Source organism: Parabacteroides sp. CT06, assembly GCF_002257605.1.
GTDB classification, from domain to species: Bacteria; Bacteroidota; Bacteroidia; order Bacteroidales; family Tannerellaceae; genus Parabacteroides; species Parabacteroides distasonis.
Genome location: NZ_CP022754.1, coordinates 1657126 through 1681301 on the forward strand (window position 1 = coordinate 1657126; position 24176 = coordinate 1681301).

Below are 24176 nucleotides of genomic sequence, written 5' to 3' on the forward strand. Positions count from 1 at the left end.
ACATGAAGAAAGCAGATAATCAATTATTAGTTATATTCGGGGCGTCGGGCGATCTTACCAGTCGCAAGTTGCTTCCCTCTTTGTTCGAGTTATATGTCCGGGGCTTGCTGCCCGACCGCTTCTGCATCTTGGGGGCCGCCCGTACCGCTTATGGTGATGAGGAGTTCCGTGCGGAGCAACATACGCATATCTTGGAGGCACAGAAGGGAAAGACTTACGACGAGGGCTTGATCGATGACTTCTTGGAGAATGTCTATTACCTCGCCTTCGATTCCACGAACGCCGATGAATACTACAAATTGCGTGAGCGCATCGAGTTCTTGCAAGAGAAACATGACTTGCCGGATAAGATCATCTATTACTTGGCTACCCCGCCGGTGATGTACGAGATCGTCCCGCAATGTTTGCTGGAGAGCGGTTTGAACAAGACCGAGTCTCCAGATGGTTTCAGGCGGATCATCGTAGAGAAGCCGTTCGGTACCAGCTTGGAGTCTGCCCGCCAGTTGAACGATCATTTACGACATATCTTCCATGAGGAGGAGATTTATCGTATCGACCATTATCTGGGGAAAGAGACCGTGCAGAATATCTTGGTATTGCGTTTCTCAAACGGTATTTTCGAGCCATTGTGGAATCATAATTATATCGATTCCATCGAGATCAGCGCTACCGAGACTTTGGGGGTGGAGAATCGAGGGAAATATTATGATGGAGCCGGGGCGATGCGGGATATGATCCAGAATCACTTGATGCAATTGATGTCGTTTATCGCCATGGAATCTCCCTCTATATTCGAGCCGGAACCGATTCGTGACGAGATCGTGAAAGTATTCCGCTCCATACGTCCGTATACGGTGTTGGATATGGATAAGATGGTTGTCCGCGGACAATATATCGGTTATCGGGAAGAGAAGAACGTAGCTCCCGACTCGAATACCGAGACGTATGTGGCGATGAAATTCTTCATCGATAACTGGCGCTGGAGCGGTGTGCCCTTCTATTTCTATACGGGAAAGAAGTTGCCGGAGAAGTCATCGGAGGTAGTGATCCACTTCAAGTCTACGCCCCATCAACTGTTTGTCGGTCAATGTTCGGGAGGTTCCTGCAATAAATTGACCATCCGTATCCAACCGAACGAGAGTATATCCTTGAAGTTCGGGCTGAAAATGCCGGGAGCCGGTTTCGAGGTGAAGCAAGTCAGCATGGACTTCCGCTACGATTCCCTCTCGAAGAGCTATCTTCCTGACGCTTACGAGCGTCTGTTGCTGGATGCCATGCTGGGCGATTCCACCCTGTATGCTCGTAGCGACGCTTTGGAGGCTAGCTGGAAATTTATCGATCCGATCTTGCTCCATTGGAAAGAGGAGGGTTCGAAGAACTTATTCTTCTATGAGCCGGGCGAGGACGGACCGGAGGAAACTGTTATTTTAGGTGCGGAAAAGAAAGTCTGCGCCTGCCAAAGAAGATAATTTTATGGAAATAAAGAGATATAATGAGATGAAAGAGGCGCTTCGGTCGATGACGGAGGATATGATGGCGATGATTCGCCGGAAAGACTTCGCTCCGTTTAACCTAGCGCTCTCGGGAGGGGAGACGGCGAAGCATATGTTTTCCCTCTGGGTAGATGAGTATAAGGATAAGATTGACTGGAATAACATCCGTTTCTTCTGGGTGGACGAGCGTTGCGTTCCACCAACGAGTCCAGATAGTAATTACGGTCATGCGAATCATTTGCTTTTTAAGCCTTTGCGTATCCCGGCGGACCATATCCACCGGATCAAGGGCGAGAACGAGCCGGGTACCGAGGCGATGCGTTATTCATGGGTCGTAAAGGAATTCTTGCCGTTGTTCAATCAAATGCCTACGTTCGATTGCATCATCCTCGGCGTAGGTGAGGATTCCCATACGGCATCCATTTTCCCTACCACCATGGAGCTATTGTCGGATAGCCGTAACTATGCGGTATCCCAGCAACCTTCTACCGGCCAATACCGGATCACCATGACGGGACCGCTTATCTTGAACGGCGCCCCCTTATTGGTCCCGATACTGGGCACGAACAAGGAACCCGTAATCCAGAGGCTCTCCAAAGGCTATTCCCCCTCAAACGACACGCCTGCGGCCTATATCTTATCGCATGCCGTACAGGCTACGATTTATGGGCTGAACCCATGATTTTGCTACATGCCGAGTCCTTCCCAAAAACATGTACGTGTTTTCGAAAAAACACGTACATATACTCCTCTCCTTGGAGAAGATATACTGCAAGTACCCTAGGAGATATACTTCACCGTCCAAGTAAGTACAACTTCTCGTGATATCCTATTAGTATATACAAGACTATTGCCCACATTTAAAGTGAATGTATTTGTTGGATTCATGTTTTTTTGCGAAGTTTGTTGCCTGAAAAGTAAGCTTTGAGACATGAATATGAGAAATATTGTACTGTGTATATTATATTTGTTTTTGGTGCCGATGGGAGGGTTTGCCCAATCTGAGGTCGTTGTCTTGTATCCCGATACTGAAAATAAGGATTTGGATGAAGCTGTATACCAAAAAATCTTTTTGGCCGGCACGATCGATATGGGGAAAAGCGTGGATTGGCAGAAGGCTACCTGCGACTGGTTCCGGGCGCTTCCGGAGGGACGGTATCTCTTGTTCAATCCTCGTAGAGATAAAGGGTTGAGCGGGGAGATGTCCGATTTTGAGCATCAAGTGAATTGGGAACTGGAGCATCTGGAGAAAGCCGATCTGATTATCATGAACATTCTGGCGAGCAGCAAATCCCCGATAACTTTATTGGAGATGGGGCTGTTTATGCGCTCCGGAAAGTTGCGGGTGATTTGCGAGCCCGGCTTTTACCGCTATGATAATGTGCGCTTAACTTGTGCGCGCTATGGCGTCCCATTGTATCAGAATATGGACGATTTTTTGAAAACCATGCGCTAATCTATTATTATTTGTTTAACTTTGTATAGTTTTAGGGACGGTGTGGAATCGATCCTAAGCGAGTATTGTCGAACAAAATGGAAAGAATATGAAAGGTATAGTTTTAGCCGGTGGATCGGGTACCCGCTTGTATCCGATCACTAAAGGAGTTTCCAAGCAACTTCTACCTATTTATGATAAGCCGATGATTTTTTATCCGGTATCCGTGCTCATGCTGGCAGGGATACGGGAGATTCTTATTATATCGACCCCTCAGGATTTGCCGGGCTTTCGTCGTTTACTGGGCGATGGCTCCGATTATGGCGTTCGTTTTGAATATGCCGAGCAGCCTTCACCGGACGGATTGGCGCAAGCTTTCATCATTGGAGAGCGTTTTATCGGCGATGACTCCGTTTGCTTGGTACTTGGCGATAATATCTTTTACGGACAGAGCTTTACCCGTATGTTAAAAGAGGCCGTTGACAAGGCGGAGAACGAACAAAAAGCGACCGTGTTCGGTTACTACGTAAACGATCCGGAACGCTATGGCGTGGCCGAGTTCGATGCGGATGGGAACGTCTTCAGTATCGAGGAGAAACCGAAGGAACCGAAGTCGAATTACGCCGTGGTAGGGTTGTATTTCTATCCGAACAAGGTGGTGGGCGTGGCCAAGAATATCAAGCCATCCGCCCGTGGAGAGCTGGAGATCACTACCGTGAACCAGTGGTTCTTGAAGGATGGGGAGTTGAAAGTGCAGCTATTGGGACGTGGATTCGCTTGGTTGGATACCGGGACTCACGACTCGTTGTCTGAGGCATCTACTTTCGTGGAGGTGATCGAGAAGAGACAGGGACTGAAGGTGGCTTGTCTGGAGGAGATCGCTTTCAAGCAAGGATGGATTGATGAGAAGCGACTTGAGCAAGTGGCTTTGCCGATGATTAAGAATCAGTACGGCCAGTATTTGATGAGGTTGATTAATAAGTAGAAGTAGTTCAGAATACGAGATATCGATGGAAAAAGACAGTAAAATATTTGTTGCCGGTCACCGGGGCTTGGTAGGCTCCGCCATCCTGAATAATTTGCGTAGCAAAGGGTATACGAACTTCCTGCTTCGTACGCATGCGGAACTGGATCTGACGGATCAAGCCGCTGTGAACGAGTTCTTTGCAGCCGAGCGGCCGGACTATGTGTTCTTGTCGGCGGCGCACGTCGGCGGTATCATGGCGAACAGTCTGTACCGTGCCGATTTTATCTACAATAATTTGATGATCCAGAATAATGTCATTCATGCCTCTTGGAAAAACAATGTAAAGAAATTATTATTCTTGGGAAGCACCTGCATCTATCCCCGTGAGGCTCCGCAGCCGATGCCGGAGGATTGCTTGCTGACATCTCCCTTGGAATATTCCAACGAGCCTTACGCGATCGCCAAGATAGCGGGTATCAAGATGTGCGAGAGTTACAACCTGCAATACGGTACGAACTATATCGCCGTGATGCCTACCAACCTCTACGGGCCGAATGATAATTTCAATCTGGAGACCTCGCATGTGTTGCCAGCCATGATCCGTAAGATCCATCTGGCGAAATGCCTGCATACAGGAGATTGGGAGGCCTTGCGTAAGGATATGGACATTCGTCCGGTAGAGGGCGTGTCTGGGAAGGCCTCCGAGCCGGAGATACTCTCCGTATTGGATAAACAGGGTATCCGTCCGGGCGAGGTGGAGCTGTGGGGAACCGGCAAGCCGCTTCGTGAGTTTTTATGGAGCGAGGAGATGGCCGACGCTTCTGTTTATATCATGGAACACGTGGATTTCGAGGATGTCCGCCAGAAGGAGGGCGAGGTCCGGAATACACATATTAATATAGGTACGGGTATCGAGCTTTCGATCCGTGAGGTCGCCGAACTGATCCGGCGAGAGATCGGGTTCGAGGGCGAGTTGAGGTTTAACTCGTCCAAGCCGGACGGTACGCTTCGTAAGCTGACGGATGTAAGCAAGTTGCATGCCTTGGGTTGGCGCCATACGATCGAGATCGAGGAGGGCGTGAAGCGACTCTATGAATGGTACTTGGGAATTGAAAAATGAGAATTGAAAATTGAAAATTAGAGAAATGGGCAAAGTAGCGTTAATAACGGGTATTACGGGACAGGATGGGGCTTATCTTACCGAGTTCTTGATCAAGAAAGGATATACGGTACACGGTATCAAGCGTCGTTCTTCCATGTTCAATACGGACCGTATCGATCATTTGTATCAAGACCCGCATGTGGAAAACCGTAATTTGATTTTGCATTATGGCGATTTAACGGATAGTTTGAATCTTACACGTATCATTGGCGAGGTTCAACCGGACGAGATCTATAATCTGGCCGCCATGAGCCATGTAAAAGTAAGTTTCGACACTCCCGAATATACTGCGAATGCGGATGGTTTGGGCGTATTGCGTATCCTAGAGGCGGTCCGTTTGCTGAACTTGATCCCGAAGACGCGTATTTACCAGGCATCTACATCCGAGTTGTATGGCTTGGTGCAAGAGGTGCCGCAGAGGGAGACTACTCCTTTCTATCCGAGAAGCCCTTATGCGGTAGCGAAACTATACGGTTACTGGATTACGGTGAATTACAGGGAAGCCTATCATATGCACGCTTCCAATGGCATCTTGTTTAATCATGAGTCTCCATTAAGGGGAGAGACATTCGTGACCCGTAAGGTAACCCGGGCGGTTTCACGTATCGTTTTGGGTATGCAAAAAAAGGTTTATATGGGTAATCTTTCCTCCAAACGGGATTGGGGACACGCAAAAGATTACGTGCGTGCCATGTACGCTATTTTGCAACAAGATGAACCCTCGGATTATGTCATAGCTACCGGGATTACTACCACGATTCGGGACTTTATCCGTATGGCTTTTGAGGAAATTGGCGTGGGAATCCGCTTTAAAGGAGAAGGGATAGACGAGGTCGCTATCATAGAGTCGATAGACGAGGGATTGTTCGTCAAGAAGGTTGGTGATGCCTATCTGGAAAACTTTAAGAAACGTGTGGGTGAGGAAGTTGTGGGAGTAGATCCGCAGTATTTCCGCCCTACGGAAGTAGAGTTGCTGATCGGTGACGCTACGAAGGCACGTACTCGTTTAGGGTGGGAACCGGAGTATTCATTAGCGGCTTTAATTGAGGATATGATGAAGAACGATATAAAACTAATGAAGAAGGAGTCTTATCTGAAAGAGGGGGGCTATAAAATTTTGAACTATTTCGAGTGAGTTCGAAACAATTTGAAGATTTTATTTGTTGTAATTACAAAAAGAGTTAAATTTGTGCCAATTTTAAGATATTAGGTAATTGATTGTTTAATTAAAATGTTGAAAATATGAAGACTAAGGTTTTACTTTTAGCTTTGTTATCAGGTTTTGTATTCTCTGTGGCAGCACAGGAATATCAACCGCAGGTGGGGTTCAGCAATGAGGCTGGTTATAAGACTAATTTCAAGAAGAATAAAGCTCGCGACAATTGGTTTATTTCAATTGCGGGTGGAGCCAGCGTATTGTTAGGAGACCAAAATGGAGAGGCTGATTTCAAGAATCGTTTAAACTTCGCTCCACAAGTATCTTTTGGTAAGTGGTTTAATCCGTATTTAGGATTCCGTACCCAGTTAAATGGTGGTATTATCCACGGTTTTGAAGGTGATGGCGCACAGTTTATGCAACATAATAAATATGTAGCCGCTCACGTAGATTTGTTGTGGGATGTTACTAACTTCTGGGCTCCTTACAGAGAATCTAAAGTGTTCCGCTTGATTCCTTGGGTCGGTTTTGGTTATGCGCAGCGTTTCAAGACTACAGAGTCTTATGATCGTCCAAGAACGGAGTCTCCTACGTTGAACGCTGGTATCTTAACCGCTTTCCGTTTGAGCAAACGTGTTGATTTGAACGTTGAGATCCAAGGTTCTTTGTTGAACGAGCAGTTTAACCGTGTCGAGATGAATCACCTGACAGATGGTATCGTTCAGTTGAGCGCTGGTTTGACATTCAAATTGGGTAAGACAGACTTCGAGGTATTGGAGCCGATGGATTACGCTTTGTTGAACGACTTGAACGGCCAGATCAACTCTTTGCGTGCTGCTAACGATGAGTTGAGCAAACGTCCGGTTTCTTGCCCTGAGTGCCAAGAGACAGTTACTGAAGTTGTAAATAACTACGTTGACAATGTGGTTTACTTTCGCATCAACAGCGCTAAGATCGACAAGAACCAGCAGATCAATATCTATAACACAGCTGAGTTCATGAAGAACAACAACGCTCCGATCAAGGTAGTTGGTTACGCTGACAAGAAGACGGGTACTTCTGATTATAACATGGGTCTTTCTGAGAAACGTGCTAGAGCGGTCGCTAAGGAACTTATCGATAAATACGGTATCTCTTCTAGCCAGATCACTATCGAGTGGAGAGGTTCGGACGAACAACCTTATGGCGAAAATAGCTGGAACCGTGTAGTAATTATGAGCGCTAATAATTAATTTACGAATTAATACTTTAAAAAGGCCGTACTTCTAAGTGCGGCCTTTTTTTTGCGCCGAAAAATACTTACTTTTGTGAGAATTTATCGAATTGCTATGATATTGAACAAAAAACATGGTTATTTAATCCAATGGCTGATTGGTGTAGGAGATTTGATCGTATTGAATCTCTTGTTTATGGCCGTTTTTCATCTGCTTGGCCCGAAATACACGGAAGCGATATCCTATAATTTGAGAGAGGTTATTTTGTTATTGAATTTCTGTTATTTCTTCTCTTTATATTTTATCCCGATTCAATTGCATCAGGCGGTCGTGTTTATCGACAAGATTGTGCAACGGGCGTTCGGATTGGTTACCGTACTTATCTTTTTATTCGCTACTTGCTTGATCTTCTTGAATGTAGGGGATATTCTGGCTACCTTCCTCTTGGTCTATTACGGGGTTTCTATCATCTTGTTTTCGCTTTGGCGGGTTTTTGTGCGCTTATCCTTAAAGTTTTATAGGCGAAAAGGCTATAACTTTAAGAAGGTGGTGATTGTGGGTGCGGGAAAGAATGGTATGGAGCTTTACCAAGTTATGAAAGATGATTTGAGCTATGGGTTTAGTGTAAAGGGGTTCTTTGATGACAATGACTCGTTGAAAGACGTTTTACCTAATTATTTGGGTAAGACGAGTGAGGTGGAAGCGTATGTGCTGGAGCATGATATCGATGAGATTTATTGTACCTTGCCGGGTACGAACAACGGAAAGATCGTACGGCTTCTGAATTTCGCTGAGAAGAAGATGGTGCGCTTCTATATCGTGCCCGAGTTTTACCGGGATGTAAAGAAGAGTATGGTGATGGAGGTGATGGAATCGATCCCATTGCTGACGGTCCGCCGGGAGCCTTTGCAATCCGCCTATAACCGGTTCTTGAAACGAACGTTCGATATATTTTTCTCTTTGGTGATTTTGCTCACGATTTATCCGATCCTGTACATCGTGGTCGGTATAATGATCAAGTTAAGCTCACCCGGCCCGATTTTGTTTAAGCAGAAACGTACGGGATTGTATGGGCATGACTTCGAATGTTTTAAATTTCGTACGATGAAGGTGAACGCGCAGGCCGATACCTTGCAGGCCGTCAAGGATGATCCCCGGAAGACCCGGATCGGCGATTTCTTGCGCCGGACGAATTTGGATGAGTTCCCTCAGTTCGTGAACGTCTTGCTGGGCGATATGTCCGTGGTAGGCCCTCGTCCGCATATGCTGAAGCATACCGAGCAGTACTCGGCGTTGATCGATAAGTATATGGTGCGGCATTTGGTGAAACCGGGAGTAACGGGGTGGGCGCAAGTCACCGGTTACCGAGGTGAGACCAAGACGCTGGAGCAGATGGAAGGACGTGTGAAGAGAGATGTGTGGTATATAGAGAATTGGACGTTCTTCCTTGATTTAAAGATTATTGTGGTTACGGTACTGAATATGTTCAAGGGAGAGAAGAATGCATATTGATCCGATTTGTTGCACACTTTTTGCGGATTTGTGTAATCTGTATTTATATTTATGCTATATTCGCGCTCGATGGGAAGAATAATTGCAATAGATTACGGCCGGAAACGTACAGGGATAGCCGCTACGGATATTTTACAAATGATCGCTAACGGCGTGGCGACAGTCCCAAGTGGAGAGGTTGTGAAATACCTGTCGGATTACATATCACGGGAACCGGTGGATTTATTTGTGGTCGGGCTTCCGAAGCAAATGAACAATGAGCCTTCTGAGAACATGAAGTATGTGGAGGCGTTCGTGACCCATCTGAAAAGGACGATACCAAGTATCCCGGTAACTTATTACGACGAGCGGTTCACGTCGGTCTTAGCTCATAAGGCCATGTTGGAAGGCGGTTTAAAGAAAAAGAAACGGCAAGATAAAGGATTGGTTGATGAGATTAGCGCCGTTATTATTTTGCAAGCTTATTTAGAAAGTAAAAAATATCAGTTATAACTTATGATTTTACCCGTATTTTTATATGGTCAGCCCGTACTAAGAAAAGAGGCTGAGGATGTACCTAAAGATTATCCCGACTTGAAACAGTTGGTTGCCAATATGTTTGAAACGATGTATAATGCTGATGGGGTAGGGCTTGCCGCTCCTCAGGTGGGCTTGTCTATCCGTTTGGTGGTTATAGACGGTGATGTGATGGGAGATGACTTCCCTGAATGCAAGGGTTTCAAGCGTGCGTTGATTAATCCCGAGTTTTTGGAACGTAGCGAGGAGGAAATAGCTATGGAGGAAGGCTGCTTGAGCCTGCCGGGTATACACGAGAAAGTGTCTCGCTCGAAAACGGTTCGTGTGAGATATTGGGATGAGAATTGGGAGGAACACGAGGAAGTGGTGGAAGGTTTCGCCGCCCGTATCGTGCAGCATGAGTGCGAGCATCTGACGGGGCATGTCTTTATCGACAATGTCTCCGCTATTCGCCGTCAATTGAACAAAGGCAAATTAAATAGTATTATTAAAGGGACGGTTCGTTGCTCTTACCGGGCAAAAGCCGTTGGTAAATAATAAATCTATAAATAATCAATATGACAGATTTAAGTAAAAACATTGAGGCCCTCAGGGAAAAGAAAGCCGTTATCGAGATGGGCGGTGGTGAGGCTGCTATCGAAAAGCAAGTGGCGATGGGTAAGCTTACTGCCCGGGAGCGTATCTTGGCTTTGTTGGATAAGAACTCTTTCCATGAGTATGACATGTTCGTGAAACACGATGGCCGTGATTTCGGTATGGAGAAGAAGGTTCTGCCGGGTGATGGTGTGGTTACCGGTACGGGTACGATCTTTGGTGCCCCGGTTTGCATCTATGCGCAGGACTTTACGGTTGCCGGTGGTTCGTTAGGTTTGCAGCATGCTCGTAAGATCACCAAGATCATGGATCATGCGTTGAAGATGAAATGTCCGATCATCGGAATCAATGACTCGGGTGGCGCGCGTATCCAAGAAGGTGTTGGTGCTTTGGCTGGTTATGGTGAAATATTCTATCGCAATACGATCGCCTCGGGCGTGATCCCTCAGATTTCCTTGATCCTCGGTCCTTGTGCCGGTGGTGCCGTTTATTCTCCGGCGTTGACGGACTTCGTGTTTGTGGTTGAGAACATCTCTAAGATGTTTATCACGGGACCGAACGTTATCAAGACCGTGCTGGGTGAGGATATCTCTATGGAAGACCTTGGTGGCGCACGTGTTCATGCGGAGACTACAGGTAACGCTCATTTCTATGCCTTGAGCGAGCAAGAATGTTTCGATCAGGTGAAACGTTTGGTTAGCTTCATCCCTTGGAATAATCAGGAGCGTGCGAAAGTGGTTGAGCCGAAAGAACCGTCCGCTATGCTGAATATCGAGCAAGTAGTTCCGGCGGACCCGAAACAACCGTATGATGTGCGAGACGTTATCAGATGTATCGTCGATGACTCGGACTTCTTGGAGATTCAAGAGTTGTGGGCCGCTAATATTGTGATCGGTTTTGGTCGTATGGCAGGAGAAACGGTAGGTTTCGTTGCCAATCAACCGATGGTTTTGGCCGGCGTGCTTGATTGTGATAGCGCTGACAAGGCCGCTCGTTTCATCCGTTTCTGCGACTCATTCAATATTCCTATCATCACGTTGGAGGATATGCCGGGTTATCTGCCGGGCGTAGATCAAGAGCATGCGGGTGTGATTCGTCATGGGGCTAAGGTTCTGTATGCGTATTCGGAAGCTACTGTTCCTAAGATCACGGTTATCTTGCGCAAGGCGTACGGTGGAGGTTATATAGCTATGAACTCCCGTCACTTGGGCGCTGACTTCATGTTCGCTTGGCCGAGCGCGGAGATCGCTGTTATGGGTCCGGAAGGCGCAGCTAACATCATATTCCGCAAGGAGATCATGGAGGCGGAAGATCAGAACGCTATGCGTCAGGAGAAGGTGAAAGAATATATCGAGAAATTCGCGAACCCGTACGTGGCGGCTTCCAAGGGATTTATCGACTCTGTGATCGAACCGAAAGAAACCCGTTCATTATTGCTACACGCACTGAAGCTTTCCATTCTAAAAGAGGAATACAGACCGGCCAAGAAGCACGGTTTGCCTCCGTTCTAAATTGATGAGAGTATGGAAAAGAAACACCAGCAAGAAGAATATGTAGACTTTGTGGTGACGGCACGTAAATATAAGACGTTGCTGACAGCGAAGTATAAGAGCCGACCGATGTGGCATAAGCCGTCGGCTGGTGACGTGGTTTCTCATCTTCCCGGAACGATTATCAAGATTATGGTAGAGGAAGGGCAGGCTGTGGAGGCCGGGCAACTTCTGCTAATCCATGAGGCGATGAAAATGCAGAACCGGGTGGTCGCTCCCATATCGGGAGTCGTTGTCGAGCTCAATGTAAAAGAGGGCGATAAGATAACGAAGAATCATTTAATGGTAAAAATAGAGTCTAAGTAAGATAATTTACTTATTTTTGCCTCTCAATCATTTTTAATAGGATGAAGAAGGCAACACTCTTTTTGATATTACAGATATTTACGATTTCGCTTTTTGCGCAGATTAATACGGACCGTGTATTGGCCATTGGCAGGAACGCCCTTTATTTTGAGGATTATGTTCTTTCCATTCAGTACTTCAATCAGGTTATCAAATCCAAACCTTGGTTGGCGGAACCCTATTTTTACCGTGCGGTGGCGAAGATAAATCTGGACGATTTTAAGGGGGCCGAGGAAGACTGTACTTTATGTCTTCAGCGGAACCCTTTTTTAACGCAAGCGTATTACGCTCGCGGCATCGCCCGTCAAAGCCAGGAGAAATACGACGAGGCGATCGACGATTACCAGAAAGGACTTGAGTTCAAACCCGAGGACCGCCAGATGCTGGTGAATATGGCGGTGGCTTTTATCCAGAAAAAAGACTATAACGGGGCGGAGAAGACATTCGATGATTTAATGACCGCCCATCCGAAATATTCCATGAATTATATGACACGGGGCGCTATGTATCTGGAGAAAGGGGATACGTTGAAAGCCTTGGCCGATTATAATAAGGCGATCGAGATGGATCCTTATTATGCGCCGGCGTATGGCAATCGTGCGATCCTTCATTATCAAATGGATGATTACAAGGACGCTTTGGCCGATTTGAACGAGGCTCTACGTCTGGATACCCGTGAGAGCGGATATTATATTAACCGGGGGCTAGTTCGTTATCAGATGAATGACTTGAGAGGTGCGATGGCCGATTACGATCAGGTGATCAGCATGGATAGCCGGAACTTGATCGCACGATTCAACCGAGGTTTGCTTCGGTTCCAAGTCGGGGATAATAACCGTGCTATCGAAGACTTCGATGTCGTTATCCAGCAAGAGCCAGATAACTATATGGCTTATTACAACCGTGCGTTGCTCCGTTTCGAGACGGGCGACTACCGGGGGGCCGTGCAGGATTACGACGTGGTCTTGAAGCAATATCCTACTTTCCTGCCAGGCTTTGTGAGCCGTTCGGAAGCAAAGCGTAAGCTAGGGGATAACGTGGGGGCAGACCGTGATTATTGGGCAGCCATAAAGATGGAGGAGCAGGCCAAGAACGGACAGCTCCCGAAGACATCGTCTTCTAGCTCCAATACAGCGGTGAACGGAGATGCCAAGACGGACGATTCGGAGGAGAATACTCGTGAGCAATCCGATAAGAATATCAATAAGTTCAACCGCTTGGTGGTATACGATAAGGAGCAGGAGCGTAAAAGTAAATACCAAAGTGAGGTCCGTGGGCGTGTACAAGACCGGAATGTCCATGTGGATCTGGAACCCCAGTTTGTCTTGACCTATTACGAGAAGGCGGATCCCGTAAAGAAACTTGTTTATTACGACAAGATGGTGGAGGATTACAATGGCCAGATGGTCTTGAAGCGTAAATTGCGTATCACGAACGAGGAGGCCGCTTTGACTGAGGATCAAATCGCCGTGCATTTTGCCTCCATCGACGAGTATTCGGCGGAGATCGAGCGTGATCCGAACAACGCTAACGCTTATTTTGGCCGTGCGATGGACTTCATGTTGGTGCAGGATTTCTCGGAGGCGATCAAGAATTTCTCGGAAGCGATCGAGCAAGACCCGTCGTTCACGATGGCTTATTTCAATCGTGCCGTGGAACGTTATAAGCAATTGATGTACACCCAATCCCAGCAGGCTAGCAAGGATACGTACGACTTGAGTGGCTCGGGAATGAACTTGAATATTGGTAAGTCCGCACAGTCGCAGGTAAACGCCAACACCTCGGTGGACCTCCGGAGCGCTATGCTGAAGGATAATAAGCGAGCCTATGAGCATGAGCAGATCATGAGGGATTACGATATGGTGATCAAGCTGAACCCGGGTTTTGTGTACGCTTACTTTAACCGTGCGAATCTGCGTTGCGCCCAGCGTGATTTCCGTGCCGCTATCGTTGATTACAACGAGGCGATCGAGCGGGACCCTGAATTTGCCGAGGCTTACTACAACCGTGGGTTAGCCCGTCTGTCGCAAGGTGACGTGAACCGGGGCATCGCCGACTTGAGCAAGGCAGGGGAATTGGGTATCTACAACGCCTATAGTATCATCAAGCGAATGACAAGCCGGTGATAACGCAAATTATTCGAGTTAAATGTTTCGCTGATAGAAAAGAAATATTAACTTTGTGGGCTGAATATAAAGAATTTTAGAGAATAGAATATGATAAAGATTACATTTCCGGACAATTCCGTAAGAGAATATGCAAAGGGAACGACTGCTATGCAGATAGCGGAAAGCATTAGTTCTCGTTTGGCACAGGAAGTCCTAGCCGCAAGCGTGAATGGGGAGGTTTGGGACTTAAGCCGTCCTATCAACGACGACGCTACGGTGAAACTTTTGAAGTGGGAAGACGAGGAAGGTAAACATGCGTTCTGGCATTCCAGCGCTCACCTTATGGCAGAGGCTTTGCAGGAATTATATCCGGGTATTAAATTCGGTATAGGTCCGGCGATCGAGAACGGTTTCTATTATGACGTGGATCCGGGCGAGGCCGTGATCAAAGAGGGTGATTTCGCTGCTATCGAGGCTAAGATGCTTGAGCTGGTAGCCAAGAAAGAAGAGATCAAACGTCAGGACATTACCAAGGCGGATGCCATGAAGATGTTCGGCGATAGAGGTGAAGAGTATAAAACAGAGCTTATCAGTGAGTTGGAAGACGGTACGATCACTACCTATACACAGGGTTCTTTTACGGACTTGTGTAGAGGGCCGCACTTACCGAATACCTCTTATCTGAAAGCTGTCAAGATATTGAGCGTAGCCGGCGCTTATTGGCGTGGCGATGAGAAACGCAAGCAATTGGTTCGTTTGTATGGTATCACTTTCCCGAAAAAGAAGATGTTGGATGAGTATCTGACATTGTTGGAGGAGGCCAAGAAACGTGACCACCGTAAGATCGGTAAGGAAATGGACTTGTTCATGTTCTCCGATACGGTAGGTAAGGGCTTACCGATGTGGTTGCCGAAAGGTACCGCCTTGCGTTTGCGTCTGCAAGAGTTCTTGCGTCGTATCCAAGCTCGTTATAATTATCAAGAGGTAATGTGTCCGCCGATCGGTAATAAATTATTGTATATTACCTCCGGCCACTACGCTAAATACGGAAAGGATTCTTTCCAACCGATCCATACACCTGAGGAGGGTGAGGAATACTTCTTGAAACCGATGAACTGTCCTCATCACTGTATGATCTATAAAAACTCTCCTCGTTCGTATAAGGACCTGCCGTTGCGTCTCGCTGAGTTCGGTACGGTTTGCCGGTATGAGCAGAGCGGAGAGTTGCACGGATTGACCCGTGTACGTAGCTTTACACAGGATGATGCTCATATTTTCTGCCGCCCCGATCAAGTAAAGCAGGAATTCTTGAACGTAATGGACATCATCTCGATCGTATTCAAGACGATGAATTTCGAGAACTTCGAGGCTCAGATCTCCTTGCGTGACAAGGTGAACCGTGAGAAATATATCGGTAGCGACGAGAATTGGGAGAAGGCTGAGCAAGCGATTGTAGAGGCTTGTGAGGAAAAAGGCTTGAAAGCTAAGATCGAATATGGAGAGGCCGCTTTCTACGGTCCGAAACTCGACTTCATGGTGAAAGACGCTATCGGCCGCCGTTGGCAGTTAGGTACGATTCAGGTAGACTATAACTTACCGGAACGTTTCCAATTGGAATATACGGGTGCCGACAACCAGAAGCACCGTCCGGTTATGATCCACCGTGCGCCGTTCGGTTCCATGGAACGGTTCGTTGCCGTATTGATCGAGCACACCGCCGGAAAGTTCCCGTTGTGGTTGACTCCGGAGCAGGTATGTATCATGCCGATCAGCGAGAAGTTTAATGATTACGCTTGGCAAATCGCACGTGAGTTAGGTAATCAGGAAATCCGTGCTATCGTAGATGACCGAAATGAGAAGATCGGTCGTAAAATTCGTGACAATGAATTGAAAAGAATCCCTTATATGCTCATCGTTGGAGAAAAAGAAGCAGAAAATGGTGAAGTTTCTGTAAGAAAACAGGGCGAAGGTGATAAAGGTTCGATGAAAATTGCTACCTTTGCAGCGCTTTTGAATGGCGAGGTAGAGGAAATGATGAATCGCTGGCAAAAAAGTAATGATTAAATAACTAATAACGAGGAGAATAAATCTTTTTGAATGAAGAATGACAATCTGAAAGAACAGTATAGAATCAACGAACGTATTCGTGTTCGTGAAGTTCGTTTAGTAGGTGACAATATTGAGACGGGTGTTTATCCGATCGCTCAAGCGCTGAAAATAGCGGAAGAGCAGGGGATGGATCTAGTCGAGATTTCACCAAATGCTGCGCCCCCCGTTTGTAGAGTAATCGACTACCAGAAATTCCTCTATCAGCAAAAAAAGCGTCAGAAAGAGCAAAAAGCGAAATCTGTGAAAGTGGTCGTGAAGGAGATTCGTTTCGGGCCTCAGACAGATGATCATGATTACAATTTTAAATTGAAGCACGCTAAGGGATTTTTGGAGGAAGGTTCGAAGGTTAAAGCCTACGTGTTCTTTAAAGGCCGTTCTATCCTTTTCAAGGAACAGGGAGAAGTCCTGCTGCTTCGTTTTGCCAACGATTTGGAGGATTATGGAAAAGTAGAGCAGTTGCCGGTATTGGAGGGAAAACGTATGATTATCATGCTTACTCCGAAGAAAGCGGGCACTGGCTCAGCCCCGGCTACGGCCGCAGCTCCGAAAGTTGTAAAGAAAGTGATCACGGCACCTAAGCCTAAAAGCGAGGGTGATAAGAAAACAGAAGAATAAAATCCGTCCCTGATAGAAGGGAGGTTAAGTTTAATAATTAAAATATAATTGGAAAATGCCTAAGATGAAGACTAATTCCGGTGCCAAAAAGAGGTTCGCCCTTACCGGATCAGGAAAGATCAAAAGAAAACACGCTTTTAAGAGTCATATCTTAACAAAGAAGACTAAGAAGCAAAAGAGAAATCTTACTCACACGGGTTTGGTAGCTAGTGTTGACGTAAGCAACGTAAAGCAGATGCTTTGCATGAAGTAATCTTTATTCATTAAGCGAGTTTTATAACGATTTTTATTAACCGAATGCATTAGCAATCAAGTTCATCCTAAGAGATGACGCTAACATTCAAAACAGATTAGAATTATGCCTAGATCAGTAAATCATGTTGCTTCAAGAGCAAAAAGAAAACGGATTTTAAAACTAACCCGTGGTTATTATGGTGCACGTAAGAACGTTTGGACCGTAGCGAAGAATACATGGGAAAAAGGTTTGACTTATGCTTTCCGCGACCGTCGTAACAAGAAACGTAATTTCCGTGCTTTGTGGATTCAGCGTATCAACGCTGCCGCTCGTATGGAAGGTTTGTCTTACTCTCGCCTAATGGGTGCTTTGCACGCTGCCGGTATCGAGATCAACCGTAAGGTTTTGGCAGACTTGGCCGTTAACCATCCGGAAGCATTCAAGGCTATCGTAGCTAAAGTAAAATAAGATTTTTGCTATATAGTTAATAAAGAGCCTCCCCGAAAAGGAGGCTCTTTTTTTGTTGTTTTTGTTTGGTTATGTCGATACGATTACATATCTTTGTAACAAGAAAAAGATAAACAGGGAATGAGTTAAGCCGCACTTGTTCGATTGGGAAACTCATCAGTTTATTTTAATTCCGAGACATAGCTCTTGTCGCCAATGGCGGGCCGCGCCCTTCGGGGTATGCTTAGCACGGCGGATTACAAAGGTGGCAAAGCACTCAAATCCTGTCATACGGAGTTTGTTCACATCTACAGTGCGGCTTTTTCAAATAGGGAAGAGGATCTTTAATTAGATTCTCTTCTTTTTTATGCGGTTCACGCAGATAGTCTCGTTAGCTCATATAAGTAGTCTTCTGAAGATAAAGTGAATTATTTTGAAAATAAATTAGGTTTTATAGTTGGTAATCCAAAAAGAATGCTTTCCTTTGTAGCAACAAACAAAAGATAGTTTGTCTTGCTCTTTATCTTCGAGTTTCTATTCTCAGTAATGATAATATATTCTTCTAGAAATCGATCTTCACTAACATCACTTGTTTTATTATTAATTTATTTTTAATTTTTTTCGTATGAATATTTACATTGGAAACTTGAGTTATCGAGTAAGAGAATCTGATTTGCAACAAGTATTAGAAGAGTATGGTATTGTTGATTCAGTAAAGTTAATTGTTGATCGTGATACTAGACGTTCTAAGGGTTTCGCTTTCGCTGAAATGCCTAACGTTGATGAGGCTCAAAAAGCTATCGAGGAATTAAACCAAGCTGAGTACGAAGGTCGTCAGATGGTTGTAAAAGAAGCAATTCCTAGACGTTAATTTTAGAAGATATACATCTTAAAATAACTCTGAAGCGGGGAGACGATAGTCTTTCCGCTTTTTTGATATTGTCTATTATTGTTGTATATTTACGCACCAAGAATAACACAACTAAAAAATAAGTATTATGACGTTGCCAAAACGGTCTTGCATGAAAGTAACCGGACTTGCTCTCGCTTGTTCCTCACTACTTTTTTCCTGTGCTCCCAAGGAGGTTCCGCAGGTGAATTTAATCCCTAAGCCGGTCCATATCGAGGTGACTGGCGGTTATTTCAAAGTAGATAGTAATCTCATATTCGGGAATGATCAATCGGGTACGATCCGTTACGTGGTCGATGAGTCTTTTAATGGCGGGAATCCGGAGGGATATGCGTTGGACGTGACCGAGAAGGGGATCGAGTTGAGAGCCGCCTCTAAATCCGGATTGTTTTACGGGGAACAAACGTTGCGCCAGCTGTATACGTCGAAAGGGATTCCTTGCGTATCGATCCAAGATAATCCCCGTTTCCCGTATCGTGGCTTGCATCTGGATGTCTCCCGTCATTTCTTCCCGAAAGAGGAGGTGATGAAGTTATTGAACGTCATGTCTTATTATAAATTGAATACGCTTCATATGCATTTGACGGATGCCGGTGGTTGGCGTATCCAGATGGATAAATATCCGAAACTGACTACGGACGTGGCTTTCCGTACGGAATCTGATTGGCAGAAATGGTGGGATGGAAAGGATCGCAAGTATCTGCCGGAAGGAACTCCGGGGGCATATGGCGGTTATTTTACGAAAGAAGATATCCGTGAGATCGTGGATTACGCTACGGCCCGGCATATTAATATAATACCGGAAATCGAATTCCCGGGGCATTCGGACGAGGTGTTCGTGGCGTACCCGGAGTTGAGTTGTGCCGGCAAACCTTATACGACGGGTGATTTCTGCATCGGCAACGAGAAATCGTTTACGTTCATGGAGGATGTATTGTCCGAGGTGATCGAGTTGTTCCCTTCCGAATATATCCATATCGGGGGAGACGAGGCCGGGAAGGGAGCTTGGAAGACCTGCCCGAAATGTCAAGGTTTGATGCGCCGGAACGGGATGAAGGACGTGGATGAGTTGCAGAGCTATATGATTCATCGTGCCGAGGAATTCCTGATTTCCAAAGGCCGCAAATTGATCGGTTGGGATGAGATTCTGGAAGGGGGCTTGGCTCCGGAGGCTACCGTCATGTCTTGGCGGGGCGAGGAAGGGGGAATCAAGTCCGCCCGCATGGGACACGACGTGGTTATGACACCGGGTGGTTATATGTATTTCGATTTCTATCAAGCCGATCCGAAGACACAGCCGTATGCCATCGGTGGTTATACGCCGATTAAGCGGGCGTACAGTTATAATCCGGTGCCTATGGATTCGTTGACTGCCGAGGAAAGTAAGCATATCCTAGGGGTACAGGCGAATACATGGACGGAGTATATCAAGGATGAGAAGCATCTGGAGTATATGATGTTCCCTCGTGCCTTGGCGGTCGCCGAGATTGGATGGACTCCGCAAGAGGATCGTAGTTGGGAGGATTTTAAGCCTCGTATGAACGCGAATATCCCGGTTCTGCAACGGATGGGTATCCATACGTTCACGCTCTCGGACGAGATCGAGACCACGATGGAGGTAGATACCTTGCGGCGAGAGATCAAGGTCATGTTGGATGCGGAGAAATATCCGGCGGAGATACGTTACACGACAGACGGTTCTATTCCCACCGCCTCTTCCCGGGTCTATGACGGTCCGATCGTGGTGAAAGACTCCGCTGATATCAAGGCCGCTATCTTCCGTGACGGGCAGCTTCAAGGAACGCCTACCGAGAAGAAGGTGGATTATCACCGGGGTATCAATAAGCCTATACATTATAATAGTAAGCTGTATAGCGGTTATATGGCGGGTGGCATGAACGCGTTGCTGGACGGCTACAGGGGAGGCTTGACTTATCTGGACGGCCGTTGGCAGGGTTATTTGAATGACTTGGATTGCGTGGTGGACATGGGCGAGGTGACGGATATCCATAAGGTATCGTCCCGCTTTATGCAATTGATCGGCCCGGGCGTGTACCAACCGGGAGAGGTGGAGTTGCTGACATCGGAAGACAGGGAGAGCTATATCTCGCAGGGAGTTATCCCTACTACGATATCCAATACGGATAAAGACCTGTCTTTTCAGGAGTATACGTTTAACGGCGATTGGAAAGCCCGTTATATCCGTATCAAGGCAAAAGAGGCGAATAAGGGTTTCATCTTCACGGATGAGATCGTGATCTGGTAAGTATGAATCAATTAATTATCAACTAAAATACATTTATCAAATGAAGAAACAGCTAATGACCTTCCTGTTGTGTGGTAGCCTGTTCGCTACGGCACAGCAACCGGTAGATTATGTGAACCCCTTCATCGGTACGAGCAATTACGGTACGACGAATCCCGGCGCGGTTTGTCCGCAGGGTATGATGAGCGTGGTTCCTTTCAACGTCATGGGGTCGGAGAAGAATCGTTTTGACAAGGATAGTCAATGGTGGTCTACTCCTTACTCGGCAGACAATAAATTCTTTACGGGATTCGCCCACGGTAGCTTGAGCGGCGTGGGATGCCCGGAGCTGGGAGGTTTGCTATTGATGCCGACAACGGGCGAGTTGAACGTGGACTATAAGGCTTACGGCAGTGAGTACAAGGACGAGGTGGCTCACCCCGGTTATTATAGCAATACCTTGACCAAGTATAATATCAAGGCGGAGGCTACTGCCAGCATGCGTACGGGCTTGAGCCGTTTTACCTTCCCGAAAGGGAAGAGCCATATCCTCTTGAACCTAGGCGAGGGCTTGACGAACGAGACCGGCGCCACGGTACGTATCGTGAATGATACGGAGATCGAGGGGAGTAAGCTTTTAGGTACGTTCTGCTATAATCCACAGGCCGTATTCCCGGTTTACTTCGTGATGAAGGTAAACAAGGCCCCGAAGAAGATGGGTTATTGGAAGAAACAACGTGAGATGAAGGGGGTAGAGGCCGAATGGGATATCTACTCCGGCAAGTATAAGTTATATACCAGTTATACCCGTGAGATGAGCGGAGACGATGTCGGCGTATGGTTCGATTACGATACGGACGAGGGCGAGGCTATCGAGGTGAAGATGGGTATCTCGTACGTGAGCATCGAGAACGCCCGCCTGAACATGAATACGGAGCAGCCCGGCTTCGATTTCGACAAGGTCCGTACGGCGGCTAGTACGATGTGGAACAAGGATCTTTCCAAGGTACAAGTGGAAGGGGGTACGAAAGACGAGAAAACGATATTCTATACCGGTATGTATCATTTGCTGATCCATCCGAATATCCTGCAAGACGTGAACGGCGAGTACCCGATGATGGAGAGCCTGAAAGTAGGCCATACCACCGGAAACCGTTATACGGTTTTCTCCTTGTGGGATACGTACCGCAACGTAAGTACCTTGATGACCTTGCTCTATCCGGAGCGTCAATTGGATATTATCCGTACGATGCTGGATATGTATCGGGAAAACGGTTGGTTACCGAAATGGGAGCTTTACGGACGTGAGACCTTTACGATGGAAGGCGATCCCTCGATCCCGTATATCGTAGACGCATGGATGCGCGGCTTGCGTGACTTTGATGAGCAAACCGCTTATGAGGCGATGCGTAAAGGCGCTACTACCCCGGGAGAGTTCAACCTGCTTCGTCCGGACGCGAACGATTATTTCAGCAAGGGCTATGTTCCTTTGCGTGAGCAATACGATAACTCCGTATCTCATGCGCTGGAATATTATATCGCCGACTGGAACTTGGCTAATTTCGCTCAAGCCTTGGGTAAGAAAGAGGATGCCAAGTTATTCCGTGATCGTTCTTTAGGTTACAAACATTATTATAGCAAGGAGTTCGGAACGCTGCGTCCTATCTTGCCGGACGGCACTTTCTACTCTCCGTTCGATCCGAAACAAGGCGAGAACTTCGAGCCTAGTCCCGGTTTCCATGAAGGCAACGCATGGAATTATACGTTTTATGTTCCTCACGATATCAAGGGACTGGCCAAATTGATGGGAGGCGATAAGAAATTTGTCGATCATTTGCAGAAGGTATTCGATGACGGCAATTATGATCCCGCCAACGAGCCAGATATCGCTTATCCTTATTTGTTTAGCTATTTCAAGGGAGAGGCTTGGCGTACCCAGAAGTTGGTCCGTCAGTTGTTGAAGGATTGCTATCATAACGCCCCGAACGGTGTCCCGGGTAACGAGGATACAGGCACGATGTCCGCTTGGGCTATTTTCTCCATGATGGGCTTCTATCCGGCTTGTCCGGGCGACGTGAACTATGTATTGACTTCCCCGACTTTCGATAAGGTTACGATCCAGCTCGACAAGAAATTCTATCCTAAAGGCGAATTGGTAATCGAGTCTAAGCATAGTAATCCGGAAGCGATCTATATCAAGGACGTTTTCGCCGGCGATAAAAAGCTAAAGGGCTACACCATCTCGCAAGAGGAATTGGTGAATGCCGGAACCTTGCGTTATATCCTCGAGGATACGCATAAGTAAGCCTAGATAAAGATATACCGAATTTGATATTTACCGGACGCAGATGACACCGACAAGCACGGGTGATCTGCGTCCGGTTTATTTTTTGATATCCTAAAACCATTTGATCTTCCTGAATATAAAAAAGGCCGTAGCGGATAGCAAGATCGAGAGCAAGATAATAACCACGAAACCATGCGGCATATCCTCCATGTAGATCGGGACGTTCATCCCGTAGAAGCTAGCGATTAATGTCGGAACCATTAAGATAATGGAAAGTGATGTCATACGTTTCATGATCGTGTTCACGTTGTTGGATATGATAGAGGCGAAAGCGTCCATCGTACCCGTAAGAATATCGCTATAGATATTTACCGTGTTATGGGCCTGTTTCAACTCGATCTCCACGTCCTCCACTAAATCCTTGTCGATATATTGCGGCTCTTGGAAAATATTCTGGAGCTTGGCCAGCATCACCTCATTCCCGCGGATGGAGGTGTTGAAGAATACCATGCTTTTCTCCAGCTTCATCAACGCTAGCAGATCCTCGTTGCGGATGCTTTTCTCTAACGCCTTTTCCGCCTCGGTGACGGCGTAATTGATTTGTTTCAGGTATTTAAGGAACCATACGGCCGATGAGTGGATCAGCCGGAGGATCAACTCATACTTGTTTTTAATCTGGAGTTCCTTCCGTTGGGTATAGCGGATGAAATCGGGGATCAAGTCCGTCTTATGGTAACATACGCTTACGATGATCTCATTGTTCGTGATGATACCGATCGGCACCGTATTGAACGGGATGTCATGATCTTGGTTCTGCAACGGGATACGTAAGATGGTAAGCAACCAATTCCCCTCGTACTCGATACGGGGACGCTCGTCCGTATCGGCTATATCGCTCAAGAATGATTCGGGTACGTTAAATCGATCCATCAAGAATTGAAGATCTTCGGGAGTCGGGCACTCTACGTTTACCCAACTGTTAGGAAGCCATTGGTCCTTCTCCACATAACCGGCCTCACAATAAAGAAATTGTCTCATTATTGCCTCCTTTCGTGTTTAATCCGAGCAGAGGATCAATGAAACCCTCCGCCTCGTTAGTTCATACTCTGTTCTGTTTCTAGCGGGATACTGTCGTCCATAATTTGAAAATTACTTTTTACGGCGCAAAGATAATACTTTTTTACGTAAGTAAAGTTATGTCGCTGTATGCTGACAGCAATATTGTTGCCAGTTTACGTTAGCATAGGCTTACTTCTCTGAGAGTATTGCGATACTT

Annotated in this window: 21 protein-coding genes; 20 read left to right on the top strand and 1 reads right to left on the bottom strand. The window is 46.5% G+C overall.

Annotation, left to right across the window (positions count from 1 at the left end):
- Positions 1-2 precede the first annotated feature (2 nt).
- From zwf to CI960_RS07290, 20 genes are all read left to right on the top strand, one after another.
- Positions 3-1469 (top strand): glucose-6-phosphate dehydrogenase, encoded by a 1467-nt coding sequence (zwf, locus tag CI960_RS07190; protein WP_005857714.1) that lies wholly within the window; start codon positions 3-5, stop codon positions 1467-1469.
- Between the two features lie 4 nt (positions 1470-1473).
- Positions 1474-2175, top strand: a complete 702-nt coding sequence (gene pgl, locus CI960_RS07195) for a 6-phosphogluconolactonase (RefSeq protein ID WP_036628751.1) — start codon at positions 1474-1476, stop codon at positions 2173-2175.
- A gap of 249 nt (positions 2176-2424) precedes the next feature.
- Positions 2425-2949, top strand: coding sequence for a nucleoside 2-deoxyribosyltransferase domain-containing protein (locus CI960_RS07200; protein WP_005857710.1), 525 nt, complete (start codon positions 2425-2427; stop codon positions 2947-2949).
- Positions 2950-3037: 88 nt separating this feature from the next.
- Positions 3038-3913 (top strand): glucose-1-phosphate thymidylyltransferase RfbA, encoded by an 876-nt coding sequence (rfbA, locus tag CI960_RS07205; RefSeq protein WP_005857708.1) that lies wholly within the window; start codon positions 3038-3040, stop codon positions 3911-3913.
- 25 nt (positions 3914-3938) lie between these two features.
- Complete coding sequence (locus CI960_RS07210; protein ID WP_005857705.1) at positions 3939-5015, top strand: GDP-L-fucose synthase; 1077 nt, start codon at positions 3939-3941, stop codon at positions 5013-5015.
- A 25-nt stretch (positions 5016-5040) separates the two neighbouring features.
- Positions 5041-6192: a GDP-mannose 4,6-dehydratase gene (gene gmd / locus CI960_RS07215; RefSeq protein WP_005857703.1), complete on the top strand. Its 1152-nt coding sequence runs from the start codon at positions 5041-5043 to the stop codon at positions 6190-6192.
- 107 nt (positions 6193-6299) lie between these two features.
- Positions 6300-7445, top strand: coding sequence for an OmpA family protein (locus CI960_RS07220; RefSeq protein ID WP_005857701.1), 1146 nt, complete (start codon positions 6300-6302; stop codon positions 7443-7445).
- Positions 7446-7541: 96 nt separating this feature from the next.
- A complete protein-coding gene (locus CI960_RS07225; RefSeq protein WP_005857699.1) occupies positions 7542-8939 on the top strand; it encodes an undecaprenyl-phosphate glucose phosphotransferase in 1398 nt (465 codons plus the stop codon).
- A gap of 69 nt (positions 8940-9008) precedes the next feature.
- The gene (gene ruvX / locus CI960_RS07230) at positions 9009-9431 is read left to right on the top strand and encodes a Holliday junction resolvase RuvX (RefSeq protein WP_008772415.1); all 423 of its coding nucleotides are present in this window, start codon (positions 9009-9011) and stop codon (positions 9429-9431) included.
- 3 nt (positions 9432-9434) lie between these two features.
- Complete coding sequence (gene def / locus CI960_RS07235; protein ID WP_005857695.1) at positions 9435-9992, top strand: peptide deformylase; 558 nt, start codon at positions 9435-9437, stop codon at positions 9990-9992.
- A 20-nt stretch (positions 9993-10012) separates the two neighbouring features.
- Positions 10013-11560, top strand: coding sequence for an acyl-CoA carboxylase subunit beta (locus tag CI960_RS07240; protein WP_005857693.1), 1548 nt, complete (start codon positions 10013-10015; stop codon positions 11558-11560).
- A gap of 12 nt (positions 11561-11572) precedes the next feature.
- Entirely contained in the window at positions 11573-11905 is a 333-nt protein-coding gene (locus CI960_RS07245; protein WP_005857691.1) for an acetyl-CoA carboxylase biotin carboxyl carrier protein subunit, read from the top strand.
- Between the two features lie 41 nt (positions 11906-11946).
- Entirely contained in the window at positions 11947-14070 is a 2124-nt protein-coding gene (locus CI960_RS07250; RefSeq protein WP_005857690.1) for a tetratricopeptide repeat protein, read from the top strand.
- Positions 14071-14160: 90 nt separating this feature from the next.
- Complete coding sequence (gene thrS, locus CI960_RS07255; RefSeq protein WP_005857688.1) at positions 14161-16116, top strand: threonine--tRNA ligase; 1956 nt, start codon at positions 14161-14163, stop codon at positions 16114-16116.
- Between the two features lie 33 nt (positions 16117-16149).
- Positions 16150-16776 carry a translation initiation factor IF-3 gene (gene infC / locus CI960_RS07260; protein ID WP_005857686.1) on the top strand — a complete coding sequence of 209 codons (627 nt, stop codon included), beginning with the start codon at positions 16150-16152 and terminating at the stop codon, positions 16774-16776.
- 55 nt (positions 16777-16831) lie between these two features.
- Positions 16832-17029 carry a 50S ribosomal protein L35 gene (rpmI, locus tag CI960_RS07265; protein WP_005857684.1) on the top strand — a complete coding sequence of 66 codons (198 nt, stop codon included), beginning with the start codon at positions 16832-16834 and terminating at the stop codon, positions 17027-17029.
- 105 nt (positions 17030-17134) lie between these two features.
- Positions 17135-17479 carry a 50S ribosomal protein L20 gene (rplT, locus tag CI960_RS07270; RefSeq protein ID WP_005857682.1) on the top strand — a complete coding sequence of 115 codons (345 nt, stop codon included), beginning with the start codon at positions 17135-17137 and terminating at the stop codon, positions 17477-17479.
- Between the two features lie 604 nt (positions 17480-18083).
- Positions 18084-18329, top strand: a complete 246-nt coding sequence (locus tag CI960_RS07280; protein WP_005857680.1) for an RNA-binding protein — start codon at positions 18084-18086, stop codon at positions 18327-18329.
- 127 nt (positions 18330-18456) lie between these two features.
- On the top strand, positions 18457-20634 hold the full coding sequence (locus CI960_RS07285; protein ID WP_005857678.1) for a beta-N-acetylhexosaminidase: 2178 nt from the start codon (positions 18457-18459) through the stop codon (positions 20632-20634).
- Between the two features lie 40 nt (positions 20635-20674).
- Positions 20675-22918, top strand: a complete 2244-nt coding sequence (locus CI960_RS07290; protein WP_005857676.1) for a GH92 family glycosyl hydrolase — start codon at positions 20675-20677, stop codon at positions 22916-22918.
- 93 nt (positions 22919-23011) lie between these two features.
- On the opposite strand, the gene CI960_RS07295 is transcribed toward CI960_RS07290, so the two are convergent.
- Complete coding sequence (locus CI960_RS07295) at positions 23012-23938, bottom strand: magnesium transporter CorA family protein (RefSeq protein ID WP_005857674.1); 927 nt, start codon at positions 23936-23938, stop codon at positions 23012-23014.
- Between the last annotated feature and the right edge of the window lie 238 nt (positions 23939-24176).